Source organism: Citrobacter sp. wls613 (genome assembly GCF_005281195.1).
Lineage (GTDB): Bacteria > Pseudomonadota > Gammaproteobacteria > Enterobacterales > Enterobacteriaceae > Citrobacter > Citrobacter gillenii.
Genome location: NZ_SZXN01000065.1, coordinates 204004 through 219281, shown reverse-complemented (window position 1 = coordinate 219281; position 15278 = coordinate 204004). Strand labels below are relative to the sequence as shown.

General features: G+C 49.7%; 17 protein-coding genes and 1 pseudogene. 9 read left to right on the top strand and 9 right to left on the bottom strand.

The genetic code is table 11. The features are described from left to right. Nucleotides 1–14 precede the first annotated feature (14 nt). Nucleotides 15–299, bottom strand: a pseudogene (locus FDX01_RS15905) (aldo/keto reductase); the annotation flags it as partial. A gap of 450 nt (nt 300–749) precedes the next feature. Between FDX01_RS15905 and FDX01_RS15900 the strand changes: the two are divergent. From FDX01_RS15900 to FDX01_RS15895, 3 genes are all read left to right on the top strand, one after another. After that, nucleotides 750–1799: an NAD(P)-dependent alcohol dehydrogenase gene (locus FDX01_RS15900; RefSeq protein WP_135912050.1), complete on the top strand. Its 1050-nt coding sequence runs from the start codon at nt 750–752 to the stop codon at nt 1797–1799. A 92-nt stretch (nt 1800–1891) separates the two neighbouring features. Further along, nucleotides 1892–2047 (top strand): cyclophilin-like fold protein, encoded by a 156-nt coding sequence (locus FDX01_RS23095; protein WP_161959027.1) that lies wholly within the window; start codon nt 1892–1894, stop codon nt 2045–2047. A 24-nt stretch (nt 2048–2071) separates the two neighbouring features. Next, on the top strand, nt 2072–2863 hold the full coding sequence (locus FDX01_RS15895; RefSeq protein WP_137400126.1) for a carboxymuconolactone decarboxylase family protein: 792 nt from the start codon (nt 2072–2074) through the stop codon (nt 2861–2863). 89 nt (nt 2864–2952) lie between these two features. Here the strand turns inward: FDX01_RS15895 and FDX01_RS15890 are convergent, their stop codons facing one another. Then, a complete protein-coding gene (locus FDX01_RS15890) occupies nt 2953–3852 on the bottom strand; it encodes a LysR family transcriptional regulator (RefSeq protein ID WP_137400125.1) in 900 nt (299 codons plus the stop codon). A 220-nt stretch (nt 3853–4072) separates the two neighbouring features. Here FDX01_RS15890 and FDX01_RS15885 point away from each other — a divergent pair, with 220 nt between their 5' ends. Further along, nucleotides 4073–4945: an aldo/keto reductase gene (locus tag FDX01_RS15885; protein ID WP_117342775.1), complete on the top strand. Its 873-nt coding sequence runs from the start codon at nt 4073–4075 to the stop codon at nt 4943–4945. A 52-nt stretch (nt 4946–4997) separates the two neighbouring features. Here FDX01_RS15885 and FDX01_RS15880 read toward each other — a convergent pair whose 3' ends face one another. The 6 genes from FDX01_RS15880 to FDX01_RS15855 form a co-directional block, all read right to left on the bottom strand. Next, the gene (locus tag FDX01_RS15880) at nt 4998–6062 is read right to left on the bottom strand and encodes an alpha/beta fold hydrolase (protein WP_137400124.1); all 1065 of its coding nucleotides are present in this window, start codon (nt 6060–6062) and stop codon (nt 4998–5000) included. A gap of 138 nt (nt 6063–6200) precedes the next feature. Next, a complete protein-coding gene (locus tag FDX01_RS15875; RefSeq protein WP_137400123.1) occupies nt 6201–6962 on the bottom strand; it encodes a carboxymuconolactone decarboxylase family protein in 762 nt (253 codons plus the stop codon). Continuing rightward, nucleotides 6940–7419: a cupin domain-containing protein gene (locus FDX01_RS15870; RefSeq protein WP_137400122.1), complete on the bottom strand. Its 480-nt coding sequence runs from the start codon at nt 7417–7419 to the stop codon at nt 6940–6942. The genes FDX01_RS15875 and FDX01_RS15870 overlap by 23 nt, the downstream gene beginning before the upstream one ends. Nucleotides 7420–7483: 64 nt before the next feature. After that, nucleotides 7484–8941, bottom strand: a complete 1458-nt coding sequence (locus FDX01_RS15865) for a heavy metal sensor histidine kinase (protein WP_137400121.1) — start codon at nt 8939–8941, stop codon at nt 7484–7486. A 15-nt stretch (nt 8942–8956) separates the two neighbouring features. Next, on the bottom strand, nt 8957–9637 hold the full coding sequence (locus FDX01_RS15860; protein WP_012606387.1) for a heavy metal response regulator transcription factor: 681 nt from the start codon (nt 9635–9637) through the stop codon (nt 8957–8959). Nucleotides 9638–9659: 22 nt separating this feature from the next. Continuing rightward, nucleotides 9660–10817, bottom strand: coding sequence for an aldo/keto reductase (locus FDX01_RS15855; RefSeq protein WP_170974784.1), 1158 nt, complete (start codon nt 10815–10817; stop codon nt 9660–9662). A gap of 273 nt (nt 10818–11090) precedes the next feature. On the opposite strand from FDX01_RS15855, the gene FDX01_RS15850 reads away from it, so the two are divergent. Then, on the top strand, nt 11091–12116 hold the full coding sequence (locus FDX01_RS15850) for an alpha/beta hydrolase (RefSeq protein WP_249360999.1): 1026 nt from the start codon (nt 11091–11093) through the stop codon (nt 12114–12116). A 345-nt stretch (nt 12117–12461) separates the two neighbouring features. Here the strand turns inward: FDX01_RS15850 and FDX01_RS15845 are convergent, their stop codons facing one another. Continuing rightward, complete coding sequence (locus FDX01_RS15845; RefSeq protein WP_117342769.1) at nt 12462–12716, bottom strand: hypothetical protein; 255 nt, start codon at nt 12714–12716, stop codon at nt 12462–12464. A 659-nt stretch (nt 12717–13375) separates the two neighbouring features. Between FDX01_RS15845 and FDX01_RS24105 the strand changes: the two genes are divergently transcribed. The 4 genes from FDX01_RS24105 to FDX01_RS15830 all read left to right on the top strand — a co-directional run bounded on the left by FDX01_RS24105 (nt 13376) and on the right by FDX01_RS15830 (nt 15016). Beyond that, the gene (locus FDX01_RS24105) at nt 13376–13504 is read left to right on the top strand and encodes a hypothetical protein (RefSeq protein ID WP_255432753.1); all 129 of its coding nucleotides are present in this window, start codon (nt 13376–13378) and stop codon (nt 13502–13504) included. Next, on the top strand, nt 13491–13805 hold the full coding sequence (locus FDX01_RS15840; protein WP_135912058.1) for a hypothetical protein: 315 nt from the start codon (nt 13491–13493) through the stop codon (nt 13803–13805). Before FDX01_RS24105 ends, FDX01_RS15840 begins: the two co-directional genes overlap by 14 nt. A 372-nt stretch (nt 13806–14177) precedes the next feature. Next, a complete protein-coding gene (locus tag FDX01_RS15835) occupies nt 14178–14582 on the top strand; it encodes a hypothetical protein (RefSeq protein ID WP_063929960.1) in 405 nt (134 codons plus the stop codon). A gap of 74 nt (nt 14583–14656) precedes the next feature. Next, the gene (locus FDX01_RS15830; protein ID WP_137400119.1) at nt 14657–15016 is read left to right on the top strand and encodes a hypothetical protein; all 360 of its coding nucleotides are present in this window, start codon (nt 14657–14659) and stop codon (nt 15014–15016) included. Nucleotides 15017–15278 lie beyond the last annotated feature (262 nt).

Sequence of the window (15278 nt, the reverse complement as noted above, 5' to 3'; positions counted from 1 at the left end):
GACCCGTTTGGGCATTAACGGCCGACGCGTGCCTGGTGTTCAGGAGAGTAACGTTCGCCGACGACTTTAATCGTTTCAAGCGCCTGGGTTATCTGCTGTGAGTCATTCTGCGAAAGAATGATGTCGGCAGCCCCCAGGTTTTCTTCCAGCCGGTGCAGTTTAGTTGTGCCCGGGATAGGAACAATCCATGGCTTTTGTGCCAGCAGCCATGCCAGCGCGATTTGTGCAGACGTCACACTTTTCTCTGCCGCCAGTTCACCCAGCAATGAGACCAGCTTTTCATTGGCTTAATCAAGGGAAGACGTTGCGATGAGGATAAAAACGCGGGTAAAACCAAAACAGTGAAAGCGCTGATCGATTTTCTGATAGCCACAACGGTGTGATAAAAACCAGCAATCCACTGTTAAGTACAGAGCGGTGAATCTCGTGGACGTTTATGATGATCTCTGCGATTTATTAATTATGTTCATTATTGATATCACAATTGTGCTGTTGTGCGGAGAAAGTCGTTGTTGTTACCTTTATGAACGTTTTGACGAATAATCTTCGCATCAAAATGGCACCAATTCATTAATTGGCGCGTCTCTTGCCAGATAACTGCACGCGCTAACCAGAGGCTTTACTGATTCTGAAATTGAAAAAGGGCGTTGTTATTAACAATCGTTAACAGGCGATACGGCTTCATCTGTCATAATTATCTGATTGCATATTAAAACAACGCCATTTTTCCGTCACGATATGAGGTAGTTATGAAAACGGTTGGTTATGCAGCGCACACTGATGACGCGAAACTGGTTCCTTATCATTTTGAGCGTCGCGATTTACGTGAAAACGATGTCGCCATTGAAATACTTTACTGCGGCGTCTGTCACTCAGACTTGCATACGGTCAATGGGGACTGGGGCCCGCAGCCTTATCCTTTGATCCCGGGCCACGAAATTGTGGGTGTCGTCACGTCCGTGGGACCGCGCGTCAAAAAATATCATGTAGGCGACCATGTCGCCGTTGGCTGCATGGTGGATAGCTGTATGCACTGCGATCAGTGTGAGCATGGCGAAGAGCAATTCTGTCGTAACGGGATGACGCCTACCTATGGCGCACCGGACCGCTTGAGCGGTGAAGTCACCCAGGGTGGATACGCCAAACATATTGTCGTCCGCGAAGAGTTTGTACTGCGCGTACCGGAAAATATGGACCTGGCAAAGACCGCACCGATCCTTTGCGCTGGTATCACCACCTTCTCTCCGCTGCGTACCTGGAATGTGGGTTTGGGAAGTCGCGTTGGCGTGATCGGATTAGGTGGCCTGGGTCATATGGCGGTTAAGCTGGCCGTGGCGATGGGGGCCGAGGTGACCGTCATCAGCCGCAATAAGAACAAAGAGGAAGAGGCAAAAGCACTGGGTGCGAAAGGAATTCTGCCTTCTTCTGATCCACAGTCATTGCAGGATTCAGCCTGCGCATTCGATTTAATTATTGATACTGCTCCCGTTAAGCATGACCTGAATATCTATACCCCATTATTAGATATTGATGGCTCGTTAGTCATTGTCGGCCAGGTTGGTCTGATGGATGAACCGCTCACGGTACCTCTGATCATGGGACGCCGTCGCGTTGCGGGTTCGCTGATCGGCGGCATTGCGGAAACTCAGGAAGTCCTGGATTTCTGCGCGAAGCATGATATCTATCCTGAGTGCGAAATGATTAGTATCGATCAGATAAACGATGCTTTCACCCGCCTTGCACAGGGAGACATGGCCCACCGTTTCGTCATTGATATGGCCTCGCTGAGCGCAGAGTAAGCAGATACTGCAGGGGAGGAGAAAATAAGTGACTTACCTTCCCGGTTGACCACCGAAGGTTCACCCGAAGGAACGACAGCAAAAAAAGGGATATAACGATTTATGCCCCATGGGGAAATCTGGCTATTTTTTATAAATCCCATAGTTATGTGTCTGGCTTAATTAAACTGGGGCAATTAGATGAGCCTGACGCATTGCCCGTCCCCCCTGATGCCTACAGCGCCAGATTTGAACTGATGACAGAATAATCGTCACTCGGCGGGAGAACATGAATGATAAACAGGGCATTCCTGGCGATTGTTTCTCTGTTATTGATGAGCGGATGCGTTTCCCAAACCACGCAAAACAGGAGTTTGAAAATGACACCAGAAGATACACATGGTGCTGTCGCTCAAGTCGCGCCCGCTATGGCTGCGTATGCTGAACGATTTATTGAAAAGGATCTCTGGAATCGTCCGGAGTTGTCGCGTCGCGACCGCAGCCTTGTCACAGTTGCTGCACTCATCAGCCGCAATGATACGGCTGAGCTTCCGCACTACCTTAACGTGGCGCTGGATAGCGGCGTTAAGCCTGCTGAAATCTCTGAAGTAATTACCCATCTGGCATTTTATGCTGGCTGGCCAAATGCCACCTCTGCGGCGCTGGTTGCCCGCAACGTCTTTGCGCAACGCCATATCGATACGGCGTCATTGTCAGGGGATAAAGTGGATTTCCTGCCTCTTGATAAAGCGTCGGAAAACCAACGTGCCACGATGGTTGAGTTAAACTTTGGCAAGGTATCACCAGGTGTAGTGAAATACACCACGGATGCGCTATTCCTTGACCTGTGGCTGCGGCCGGGTCTGGCACCACGGGACCGAAGCTTGATAACCGTCAGCGCACTGGTTACCGCCGGACAAGTGGCGCAAGTGCCGTATCATCTTAATCGGGCGATGGATAATGGTTTGACCCAGACTCAGGCCTCAGAGGTCTTGACACAGCTGGCCTTTGTGGCGGGCTGGCCAAACATTTTCTCGGCATTACCCGTATTTAAAGAGGTATTTACAGGCAGAAATCACGACTGACGGATGACGATGAGCAAAAGCCAGGACCTGAACAGGTGCTGGCTTTATTCTCCCTGGAGTCATATGTCGTTAATCCTGCCAGGGAATACTCAGGGATGTTTGTAGTGGCGCAGAGCGTCAATAACGAGCTGGAAAGCTTTCGAGTGATTTCTGTTTTCCGGGTAGTAAATGTAATAACCATCCCAGTAAGGACACCAGTCTTCAAGGACGCTAATCAGTTCGCCGTGGGCGAGCTGTTTCTCAGCGATATCACGGGGAACATATGCCAGTCCGTATCCTTCTATGGCAGCCTGTAGATTCTGATAGATACGGCTAAACACAAGCTGACCGCTAACTTTGACGTTCAGGCTCTTACCCTCTTTTTCGAACTCCCAGACATACAAATTACCGTGAGTTGGAAACCGAAGGTTGATGCAGTTGTGATCAATAAGATCGTTAGGATGCTGCGGGTAAGGGTGACGGGAAAAATAGTCAGGAGAACCCACGACGGCAAAGCGTACATCCGGGCCGATACGCACTGAGATCATGCCATTAGATATTTGCTCTCCGAGCCGCGTTCCTGCATCAAAGCGGCCGGAGACAATATCCGTCAGCGCATAGTCATCAATCAGCTCCAGAGTAATATCCGGGTATTCCTTGAGTAGCGGCTCAAGCTTGGACCAGATAACAGAGCCGATCGCATAATCTGACGTTGATATACGTACCGTACCGGCGGCTTTACTGTTGAGGTCCTTCAGTGACTGTAATCGCCCCTGGATCCCATCGATATAAGGGCCGAGGTCATCCAACATGGATTGCCCTATATCGGTCAACGAAATACTGCGCGTGGTTCGGGTCAGAAGTTTCATCCCAAGACGGGATTCGAGGGTTCGAATGGTATGGCTGAGGGCTGATTGTGAAACGCCTAAATGCGCCGCTGCTTTGGTAAAGCTCTTTTCACGCGCGACGACTATAAACGCCATTAAATCATTAAGGTTTTCCCGTGCCAACCTGTGCCCCTTACTGCCAAAAGAGAGTGAAGGGGTAGTGTAGCGTAATGCATAGCGAAGGGGCACTTAATGGATGGGCAATTTACTGATTTTAACCGGGTCGGCTTCAGAGGGCGTAATTTATGAAAATCGTGCATAAGTCATATCAGGTTTCGCGCCTTACTCATGTCTGTCTTTTTATTCTAGAATGATTGATTAGGTATAACAGAGGAATTCAATAGTGGATTATTCATTATTAAACAACAACCTGAAAATGCCGATGGCTGGCTTTGGTGTTTTTCAGGTAACAGATAAAGAAGAATGTAAACAGTCTGTATTGACTGCTATTCGTGCTGGCTATCGCCTTATCGATACCGCAGCAGTTTACGGTAATGAAGATGCCGTTGGTGACGCAGTGCGCGAGGCCATTGCCGAAGGGTTATGTAGCCGCGCAGAGCTATTTATTACCTCAAAACTGTGGGTACAAGACATGGCCAATTACGATATGGCCAAAGCAGGGATTGAAGCGTCGTTAGAAAAATCTGGGCTGGAATATTTTGACCTTTATTTACTGCATCAGGCCATGCGTGATTATTTCAGCGCGTGGCGTGCACTGGAAGATGCCTATGATGCCGGTAAGCTTAAGGCAATTGGGGTGTCCAATTTCTATGCTCATGTATTAGCAAACTTCTGCGAAACCGTCAGAATCAAGCCAATGGTAAATCAGGTTGAATTGCATCCTTACTTTGCTCAGCCTGCTGCACTTGAAACTATGAAGTATTACAACGTTCAGCCGGAAGCCTGGGCGCCCTTAGGTGGCGGAAGACATAAGCCCTATGAGAATGAAATGCTGCAACAAATTGCCGATGCTCACAAAAAAACGGTTGCTCAGGTTGTCCTGCGCTGGAATGTACAGCGTGGTGTCACTGTCATCCCTAAATCCACCCGTCAGGAACGTATTGAAGAGAACTTTGCCATCTGGGATTTCTCATTGACTGAGAGCGAAATGGCGCAAATCAGCTCACTCGATTTAGGCTACGTTGGTGATGCCGTGAAACACTTTAATCCTGAATTTGTGCGTGGCTGTCTTGGTGTAAAAATTCACGATCGTTAATGCTGATATTAGTATTGAGCCTTCAATAATGAAGGCTCAATACGACTTCTTTCTATTGCAGATTTTTCTCTTTCAAAAACTGACTCACCAAATCAGCAATCTGCACATTATTTAAATCAGAGAACGGGAAGTGGGTATTCCCTTTGATTCCCACTTCTGGCAGATGCGTCACCGTCACATCCCCGCCATGTTTGTTCACCTCGTCACGCCACTCGCGAGCCATTGCCAGACGTACGCGCCAACTGTCCTGCGCGGGCATGGCGACAGGTTTATCCGGTATGTTATCGCCGTAAATAATCAGAATCGGGATTTTGGTCAGTGCCATAAACTGCGCCATTGGCACAGGCTCACCCTTCAGCGTGTCGAATGCGCTTGGCATAGGGGCAGGGAGTTCTTTTTCCGGGAAGACAAAGCTGCTGCCTGGCTCGAAGGCGACAATGGCTTTGACCTTGTCATTTTTCATCGCCGTGTACCAGCCTGGTCCGCCACCCTGAGAGTGGGTGAAGAGGATAGCGGGGCCGGATTTATCCACGACGGCGGACATCGCATCAGAGATGACATTGATATCAAACGGCCCGGTATTTGGGGTCATCTGACGGAAATACTGATTCAGTGCTTCTTTGTCGTGAGAGAACTGAACGCCTTTAAAATACTCTGGCCACACGCCAACGCGGAATTGGTTGAACCACATCTGTTCATCCGGTTTTGGCGTAACAGTACCTTCTACAGTCGTGCGACCGGCGCTGCCCCGGCGTGGCTGATCGACAAGATAAGTTGAGAACCCGCGACGCAGGAAGATGTTCTGGAACCCTTCGCGACCATCCGGGGTACTTTCCCAGGTACGGGAGAACTGACCTGCGCCGTGCAGCATGACGATAGGGTATTTATGCGGATTTTCCGGAATTTGGTAGAACACAGAGGCATGATCGCCATGATAGGTTTGGCCAGCAGAATCCAGCGGCTTTTTCGCGTCAAATGTTCCAGGCGCGGTGATGATAGTGCCACCTGCAGAAAAGCTTCCCTGTTCCTGAATGACCAGCGGCTCGGCATAGACCGTCTGAGCCACCAGGCCACCCGCCATGATGCAGATGGCCAGCGTTTTTAAGATTGTCTTCAATATTACATCCTCTGTTATGTTTGCCGTTCAATCATATCTGAGTTGTCAGCGTTAATTATTTAGCACCCCTGATTACCCTTATTTGGCAGACTCATGAATCCGGACGATTAGCTGCGTATCGTCTCTAACCAACTTAACTTATTTGCTATCGAGCGCCTGTTGCAGCGCCTTTTCAGCTCGCGTTGCTGCATCACTTTCGCCATGTTCACGCAGCACCTGTGCCAGTTGGCGCAACTGCGCTGCCGTCAGGCCGACCCGCATGCTGGCTCGCGTATGCGACAGCAGCTGTGATTCCACGCCTGGTGTGGCCGCTAATGCGCCAACCGTTGCCAGCTCGCGGCTTTGCCAGTCGAGGTTATCGCGGGCGAAAATATCGCCAAACAGATGCGTTTGCAGGAACTGGTTAATCACTGGGGCAAAATCAAACAGCGGGCCTTGGACGGGAGCGCCTGAGATTTTTGTCTGGTTTGTTGTACCGACACGGCGAAGTTCATCCCCGACAGGGATCGGGGCAACCGGCTCTTTACCCTCAACATCTTTGATACCACGTTGTTTACGTGCTTCGACGACCTTCATCAGTTCGCTAAGCGCATTCAGGCTACGGGGAAATCCCGTATAGGCATAAAGCTGGACGAGAATCTCTTTGGTTTCGTTTATCGTGAGCCCGGCGTCAAGCCCCTGATTCAGGGCTGCATTCAGCTTATCCATCTGACTGCTGGCCATCGATGCCGCAATCAACGGGATGGCCTGTTGGCGGGCTGACAGCGTATCTGAAACCGTTTGTTCGTGGTTCATTTCTGAGGCTCCTTTATTGACGGGTGCAGCATGTGCCGTGAGACCAAAACCAAAGGTCAGCAGTACCGCTGCCGCCAATGCTTTAATGGGCGTGGTATTGTTCATCTGTCACTTTCTCCATCCAGTTAACGCTTTTGCCATCCACAATCCCGGTTACCGCCAGATGCGTCATCGCGCTGCCGGGTGCCGCCCCGTGCCAGTGTTTGACGCCCGCCGGGCAAGAGACAACATCACCGGCGCGGATAACCTGCACCGGCTGGCCTTCTTGTTGGGTGAGCCCAACACCCGAGGTCACAATCAGCCGCTGGCCTGCCGGATGCGTATGCCAGGCGGAACGCGCACCGGGTTCAAACGTGACATAAGCCCCGGAAACAGGGATGTCGTTATCCGGTTTGAAGAGAGGATCAACCCTGACGCGCCCGGTAAAGTTATCGGCTGGCCCGAACACCGCATTCTGACTTCCTGCGGGGGCGATATGGACAGCGGGATTTTGCTCCGCTGCCCAGGATGAAAATGTGAAGAGGGGCAGTAACAGCCCGAGGTAACGTAAATGTCTAATCATGCAAAGCGTCCTTATCAATGAAGAGGGGATTGCCTGCGATGATTTTATCGAGAGTATGATGACGTCAGACTGACGCCCCCCTGACAATTCTGTCAGTTAACCCTGGTCCCGGTTCAGCGTCGGATTGAGCATTGCCCGCCGCTTTATCCGCTTGTATCGCAAAGGTGAGGCCGAAAGTATTGATGCCACTTTCACTACGGGCAAAAGCATCTCCCCGGTGCATAATGGCGACGGCGCGTACAATTGACAGGCCCAGCCCATGATGGGTATCACTTCTGGGCCGGGAGGTGTCAACGCGATAAAAGCGCTCGAAAAGCCGGTTTAAGTGCTCTGGTGCTATCGGATCGCCTGGGTTTGAAACTTCAACACAGGCCTGATGACATTTTTCGCTTAAGCGCACCGTAACCGTGCTGTTGGAGGGGGAGTGTCTTGCGCTGTTTTCCAGTAAATTAGCCAGTGAGCGGTGGAACAGCCGCCGGTCGATATGCGCGGTGACGTCCCCCTCCACATCCAGAGAAAGCTGTTTTTCCGCAAATGAGGGTTCAACATACTCCGCTGTTTTCAGTGTTTCTTCTCGCAGAGACACCTGGGTAAGCTGGGAAGCATGTTCACCCGCGTGAGCATGAGACAGGAACAGCATGTCGTTAACGATAGACGTCATGCGTTCCAGTTCTTCCAGATTAGAGCCCAATAACTCTTCCAGTTCATTCTGCGAGCGTCGGCGTGATAGCCCTAACTGCGTCTGACCAATCAGATTAGTCAGTGGGGTACGGAGTTCATGTGCAACATCGGCATTAAAGCTTTCGAGCTGCCGCCAGGCGATTTCCTGACGCGCTAACACGCCATTAAATGATGATGCCAGTTGCTGTAGTTCTTCGGGCAATGCGCGGGTATTCAGGCGCTGACTATGGTCTCCCGGTGCGAGATGCTGGGCCTCTTTACTGAGTGCTTCAACGGGACGAAGACCTATCCTTGAAACGACATATCCCAGTAGGGCGACAATCACGACGCCCAGTGCGGTAATGATTAGCAACGTCCGGGTGAAGGCATTCAGTGTGCCCATATATGGCGTGGAGTCGATTGCAACAATATAGCGCAGCTCAGGTCTGTCACCGTTGGCGGGGATCGTTTTCACTAACAGAAACAGTGAGCATGCGCCTTCCGATGCGCCCGGTACTTTATTAAAGCCCTCCTGCAAAGAAGACCACTGAACGCCCACCGGCGGTGTTCCCCCCATGCTAAAGCGCGGGTTATCGCTCACTATCCAGTAGCGAACGCGCTCACCTTCAGAATTGGTTAATACGCTAAATTTATTGGCAAGCGTTGACCAGCCGTCAGCCGACGTTCGTGCAGTGATCCACGGACTCATTAATGATTCGCGGAACAACAGTTCGTTGTGCATCTGCTTTTGCAAAGAGTCATGCAAGGAGCTTCTGAGCAGGATACCGATAACGGACACAATCAGCAGCGCGGATAAGGCAAACATCAGCGCTAGATGAACGGAGATGGAACGTTTAGGCATGCTTATCCCCTTCATTTATTCGGACCGGACTTCGAGGACATACCCCATGCCACGAACGGTATGTAATAGCTTGATATCGAACGGCGCATCCACTTTGGCTCGAAGTCGTTTAATGGCCACTTCAACCACGTTGGCGTCGCTGTCAAAATTCATGTCCCATATCTGCTCAGCTATCATCATCTTTGACAGAATCTCTCCTTGGTGTCGGGCAAGAAGGCTCAACAGGGAAAACTCTTTCGCGGTCAGCTCCAGCCGAGTTCCGGCGCGAAATACCCGGCGAGCCAGCAGGTCGAGATGCAGATCGTGAATTTGCAGTTGGGTAATGTCTGCGCCATCCGTAGCGCGACGACGCACCAGCGCCTGAATACGCGCCACCAGTTCAATAAGCGAAAAGGGCTTGGGCAGATAATCATCCGCGCCAAGACGAAGCCCTTTAACTCGCTCGTCGACCGAGCCGCGTGCCGAGAGCATCAGCACCGGCGTCTGTTTAGCTGCTCGCACACCCTCAAGTACCCGGTAGCCATCCATCCCCGGCAGCATCACATCCAGTATTATCGCGTCGTAGTCGAACTCTAGCGCGTAATGAAGACCTTCCGCGCCATCTGCAGAGACATCTACCGTAAATCCAGACTCGCTCAACGCACGGTTGAGATAGGTTGACGTTTTTTCTTCATCTTCGACTAACAACAGGCGCATAACGGGATTTCCTCTTAACTTTTCAAGGTGCTTCAACATCAGAATAAACCTGCACAGCATTCGGCAGACGTTGACCCTGGATAGTAATGGCATCCAGTGAGTGGGTGAGTTCGGTCATCTCGGCGAGAGTCAGCGACACGCTGGTAGCCGCTGTGTTTTGCAGCATATGGTCTTTATTGGTGGTGCCAGGGATGGGAACAATCCAGGGTTTACACGCCAGGAGCCATGCCAGCGCAATTTGTCCCGGGGCGGCATTTTTTCTTATTGCCCAGGATTTCAGTAGTTCAACAAGTTGTAAGTTGTGTGGCAGATTTTCAGGCGAGAAGCGCGTTTCTGCCGCACGAAAATCACCGGTAGCAAACCGGGTATTCTCATCAATCCAGCCCGTTAAAAACTGCACGCCGAGTGGGCTCCATGGCACAAAGCCAATGCCCAGCTCTTCACACACCGGAAGGACCTGCTTTTCAGGGCCGCGCCAGAGCATGGAGTATTCACTTTGTACGGCGGTCACGGGTAATGCTGCATGGGCGCGTCTCAATGTGTTGATGCCCATTTCAGACAGCCCCCAGTGCAGGACTTTCCCTTGATCCATTAAATCTTTCACCGCGCCGGCGACATCTTCGATTGGGATCTGCGGATCAACACGGTGTTGATACAGTAAGTCGATACGATCGGTACGCAGGCGTTTGAGCATGTTCTCGACGACTTGCCTTATATGCTCCGGCCTGCTGTTAAGGCCCGGCAGACGCTTACCCGTTTGTTGGTCAATGTTCCAGCCAAACTTAGTGGCGATAACGATTTTGTCCCTGAACGGGGCGACGCCTTCACCGAGAATTTTTTCAACTTCAAACGGGCCGTAGGCTTCAGCGGTATCGAAGAACGTGACTCCTTCATCAAATGCCCGGTGGATGATATTGATCATCTCGGGACGCCAGGGAGCAGAGGTGTCGTATTTGCGACTCATGTTCTGCACGCCCAGACCGATGGCTGAGACTTCCAGTTGCCCGAGTTTACGTTTGCTGGGTGGAGCAGGGCGTTGGCGGGTTTGTCTGGATGAATCTACCTGAGATGATTGGCTCGCCGCTGATACGTGCGGAATCAGCGAAGCGGCGGCAATGCCCGCTCCGGCGGCTAATAGCTTGCGTCGCTCTGGCATTGTTGGGTCATTCTGGCTTTTCATTGATCGCTCCTTTTCTCAGAAAATTGAACGTGAATCTCATTTAAGCGAGACCATTCTGCCTTCTGATTGCCAACATAAAGCTGACGGTTACCTGACAGCGCTGTCAGAAACATTTATCCATCCCAGTCCGTTTCCTGACAAAAATGTTATTTTCCTGTCACGATGCTGACAGCCCTCTCCGCCTAATCTGAGCCTGAAAATTGATTCCGCGAGCCTGAATAACCAGGCCGACACTCATCGGGAGAGACCATGAAATTCACGCTTATTAGTGCAATGTTACTCACGGCAATGGCTGGAGTGACCTCAGTCAATGCGGCTGATTACAAAAAAAATCCATTCACACTCGTTTATGACGGTGCCATTACTGAGAACATCAAAGGCAAGGTCAACATTCACCCCGTGAAATACGATCTGCACGGCATCCAGATTGCTGCGAATGTCTATACCCCAGCTAACTACGATCCCGCCAAAAAATACCCTGCCGTGGTGGTCGCGCATCCTAATGGCGGCGTAAAAGAACAGGTCGCCGGGTTGTATGCCCAGCGTCTCGCCGAGCAGGGTTACATCACAATTACCGCCGACGCGGCATATCAGGGCGCTAGCGGTGGGATGCCGCGCAGCGTGGATAAACCCGCTAATCGCATTGAGGATATCCACGGCATGGCTGACTACATCAGCCAGTATCCTGGTGTGGATACCGCCCGCCTTGGTCTGCTGGGTATTTGCGGAGGCGGCGGGTATTCACTTGTTGCGGCTGAAACTGACAAGCGGTTCAAATCGATAGCCACCATCAGCATGTTTAATTCAGGCCTAGTGCGCCGTAACGGTATGCAGGATTCACAGCTGGATACTATCCAGCAGCGTCTTCAGCAGGCTTCCGATGCACGTGCTCAGGAAGCTGCCGGAGGAGAAGTGCTTTACTCCGGCGATGCCAACCTGACTGATGAACAGATTGCTAAATTACCTTTTGCCTTGTATCGCCAGGGCTACGAGTACTACTGGAAAACCCACGCCCACCCAAACTCCACGTTTAAATACACCACCAGTAGTCTTCTGGATTTGATGAGCTTTGACGTCACGGACCATATCAATCTCATTAATAAACCGCTGCTGATGATTGCCGGTACAAAAGCGGATACGCTCTATATGACTGAAGATGCGTTCGCGAAAGCCACCGGTACGAAGGACAAAGAACTCTTCCTGATCGATGGCGCTACCCATATCGAGACGTATTGGGTGCCCAAATACGTTGACCAGGCAATGCAAAAGTTAGACGTCTTCTTCGATAAGAATATTTAGTTAGCCTCTAATGAAGCCCCAGCCTTGCAGGCTGGGGTGTGTCCATTAGCTGTCGCCACTTTCCGCTTGCGTGTTCACGCGATAGACCCAGATTAACGAAGTTGCGGTTAAAGATAATTACGCTGCTTAAATAGGCGCTATGAGCTGAATTCATAAGAGTGGTGGATGTGGGTTGGGGCGGCAGTGTGGCTTGTGTGTGAAGTGATAAGTGATTTCAAATCATAGATGGACGGGAACGGCGGGAGTATATTTTCTTCTATGTTCGGCAGCTACCTTTTAATCTGGCAGAAACAGCGGGCGCTGTGTCAGACTAAAAAAAGCCCCGCGTCAATGCGGGGCTGATGTTTATTGCTTGTCTTTTTCTAATGCATTACAAATGCGGAACAGAAATTCGTTATTTTTAAACGAAATCATTATCAGTTCAAATGAAATGCGAGTAATAACTAAAACAAGAATACTTAAACCACAGGCGCTAAAATTACCGTTAAATGCAAATATAACAGCAGCGATAATATAAATAATAGTTAATACCCAGTAAACGGCGACGAGTATTTTGGGTGTTATTAAAGTACCAAACGTTGCAAACTCTTTAAAAGCCATAATCACTCCCTTTGAAATATTAAAAGTGCAGTCATCATACACCTACGCACACTACCTATAGCAAATGTTTTTTAAAGCATCATGTCTAGTATATAAACACATTTAAATTGATTCGTTAATTAAATATGACGGCAATCAGCAACGGCAGGTTAAACCCTCACAAAGTAACACTGCAATTATTGTCACCGAATCCGGACTTGCCATCACCTTTGATGCCAAGACGAGCGAGGGTTACGAGCTGTCGCGCGACGTGGCGGAAGCGGCACTGGAGACAGGTTATAAAAATTGCTGACGGTATCGTAACGAATCAGCCTGAAATCAGTTTCGAGGGCATCGTCACAAGCGTTTATCAGGCGGGGTCGTCAGGGCGTCGGGTGTGGGATTCTGTCGCCGCTGGCAGGATCACTGATGTTCAGTAAATATATTCTGGGAAAGTTACACTGTAACTTTTTGGGTTCTCGGCGGCGTCGTATACAAAAACAAACAGGTCAGGCGGCGGCACGGTTACACACGCGCAGGTCATGCCAGGTGCAACGCTAAAATACGAACCGATAACCGGTGAATTATGTCTGACCGCTGCCAGTGTAGGTGGCAAGTGTGAATGCAAAACGATTTCAGACGATAAATAATGTGCCTGCATTGCCATTCGGGTGTATCTGATGCAGGACGGCGACGAGATTGTCATTTTACTGTGTGCCGGTTTCAAGGACCGGCAAAATAACGACCTGGACGCCGCCGAAAAATATCGGGCTGATTATCTGAGGAGTAAAAAACATGGCCGCGCATGACATCGAAAAAATGTGGGAAAACCTGCTTAAAGAGGACATCGGGTCACGTGTTCAGATTATCCAGGAGATCCACGAGTTAATCCTGGCCGGTGAAATCGAAGTCGCAAAAGGAATGCTGCGCACGCTGATTAAGGTCACGTGCGGTTATCCAGCGATTTCAGACGAGGTCGGCAGGAATTCAAAATCAATTATGCGCATGTTGTCGCCGGATGTGGATCCGGGTGTCAAAGCGTTTATGGCCGTTGTCAGAGCTGCAGAGCGTCAGTCTGAGAAAGCAGCGGCCCAGGCAAAAATACATTAAGTCAGAAACCGTCACGACGAACCGGCCACAATGGCCGGTTTTTTTATGTCTGCGTGGTGTGCTGCGTGAAATCGTGTGCAGGATTACTGGTGAAAATCTGCAGAATTCACGCAGCGTCACGACAGGGAAGGGAGCAAACGGACAGGCACGATTCAGACTGCATTAACACGCCATATTTACATGTTCTTTTGCATTTAACATAATATACATTATGCGCACCAATGTGGAACCAGACAGAATCCAGCGCTTTATGGTCATCCTTGGTCTGCTGTGTTGTATGTGCTCTCTGCTGCGCATAACGATTGAAATGTCTTGCGGCCTTCACCGGGATTACGGGTCGCCTTGTTGCTTTATCTTTGAGGACTGATTTAAATGAAACGACTGATGCTGACTCTTGCCGTTGCGGCAGGCTCGTCACTTTCTGCGCCAGCAATGGCTGATAATATTGTCTGCCGTGATGGCTGGAGCGTTGAGCGACACGTTACCGGAAGTGCCGAAAGTGGATTTCTGAGTTACAGGAAAGATGCGGGTATCATCAAGCTGTTCCATCGGGGAAAACTGATTTCCGAAAAACGCATTCAGAACATTCAGCAGTCTGTTTATCAGACCAGCGGTGCTCCACTTATTAACTATGAGTTTGATGTGGACAGGAACAACTTCTACATTCTCGTACTGGACATGAGCACACAAGGAGCCTCAGGTGGTGAGCCAGACATCAAACTCTGGGGTACAGATGCAATGGGACTTGATTGTATTTTACAGGGAGGTGCTGCATGAATAAGTCAGCCACCCTTCCCTTATTGATATCCGGGTTTTGTAAATCAAACGAATGGAAGAATGCGAGAAAATAAATGAACAGCTCATTTTTAACAAAGCATCTGTCAAAACTCTCTTTAGTCATCAATCTTACAATTACAATTCTTGTCTGGTTGTATATCATCGGAACAAATGACCCGCTCCTGATTAACCTTATTCGAAGTTATGCTCTCATCAGTATGGACTCTGCCAAAATTATCATTACTGTTATTTGTGGCATATGGGTAATTAAAAGCATCACGGCTTATGAGGCAAAAGTTATCCAGTTTGTTCAGGCTGACCTTTTGAAATCCATACTCAAGGAGTTACAGTCATTACGGAAAGCAAAAGAAATTGATAAGATGGATTCACTCAGGGATGACACATCGATTGACTTAAGAGATGTGAAGTTCTGATTGTAACCACACCAAAGAGTCTTCATTGATTTGAGGACTCTTTATTTTTTAAATTTATTATTTTTAATTTATTCTTTTATAACTCAAGCCGTATGGCTCTCCTGCGGAGGGCTAAATACTGGAGCAATATTGGGATAATATTAAGACAATAGAGAGATACAGAGTAAACAAGTACAGAGAACCAGTGAAGATAACAAAGCAGGAATAGATATATATAAAACATTAACCCCGGCAAACCTTGCGGCGATGCTATCACGGATAT

What these genes read in the sequence shown, in the direction of transcription:
- FDX01_RS24105 (WP_255432753.1), top strand. Translation starts at nt 13,376, where the DNA reads ATGCAGGACGGCGACGAGATTGTCATTTTACTGTGTGCCGGTTTCAAG.
- FDX01_RS15835 (WP_063929960.1), top strand. Translation starts at nt 14,178, where the DNA reads ATGAAACGACTGATGCTGACTCTTGCCGTTGCGGCAGGCTCGTCACTT.
- FDX01_RS15840 (WP_135912058.1), top strand. Translation starts at nt 13,491, where the DNA reads ATGGCCGCGCATGACATCGAAAAAATGTGGGAAAACCTGCTTAAAGAG.
- FDX01_RS15855 (WP_170974784.1), bottom strand. Translation starts at nt 10,817, where the DNA reads ATGAAAAGCCAGAATGACCCAACAATGCCAGAGCGACGCAAGCTATTA.
- FDX01_RS15860 (WP_012606387.1), bottom strand. Translation starts at nt 9,637, where the DNA reads ATGCGCCTGTTGTTAGTCGAAGATGAAGAAAAAACGTCAACCTATCTC.
- FDX01_RS15900 (WP_135912050.1), top strand. Translation starts at nt 750, where the DNA reads ATGAAAACGGTTGGTTATGCAGCGCACACTGATGACGCGAAACTGGTT.
- FDX01_RS15865 (WP_137400121.1), bottom strand. Translation starts at nt 8,941, where the DNA reads ATGCCTAAACGTTCCATCTCCGTTCATCTAGCGCTGATGTTTGCCTTA.
- FDX01_RS15875 (WP_137400123.1), bottom strand. Translation starts at nt 6,962, where the DNA reads ATGAACAATACCACGCCCATTAAAGCATTGGCGGCAGCGGTACTGCTG.
- FDX01_RS15845 (WP_117342769.1), bottom strand. Translation starts at nt 12,716, where the DNA reads ATGGCTTTTAAAGAGTTTGCAACGTTTGGTACTTTAATAACACCCAAA.
- FDX01_RS15850 (WP_249360999.1), top strand. Translation starts at nt 11,091, where the DNA reads ATGTTACTCACGGCAATGGCTGGAGTGACCTCAGTCAATGCGGCTGAT.
- FDX01_RS15870 (WP_137400122.1), bottom strand. Translation starts at nt 7,419, where the DNA reads ATGATTAGACATTTACGTTACCTCGGGCTGTTACTGCCCCTCTTCACA.
- FDX01_RS15830 (WP_137400119.1), top strand. Translation starts at nt 14,657, where the DNA reads ATGAACAGCTCATTTTTAACAAAGCATCTGTCAAAACTCTCTTTAGTC.
- FDX01_RS15895 (WP_137400126.1), top strand. Translation starts at nt 2,072, where the DNA reads ATGATAAACAGGGCATTCCTGGCGATTGTTTCTCTGTTATTGATGAGC.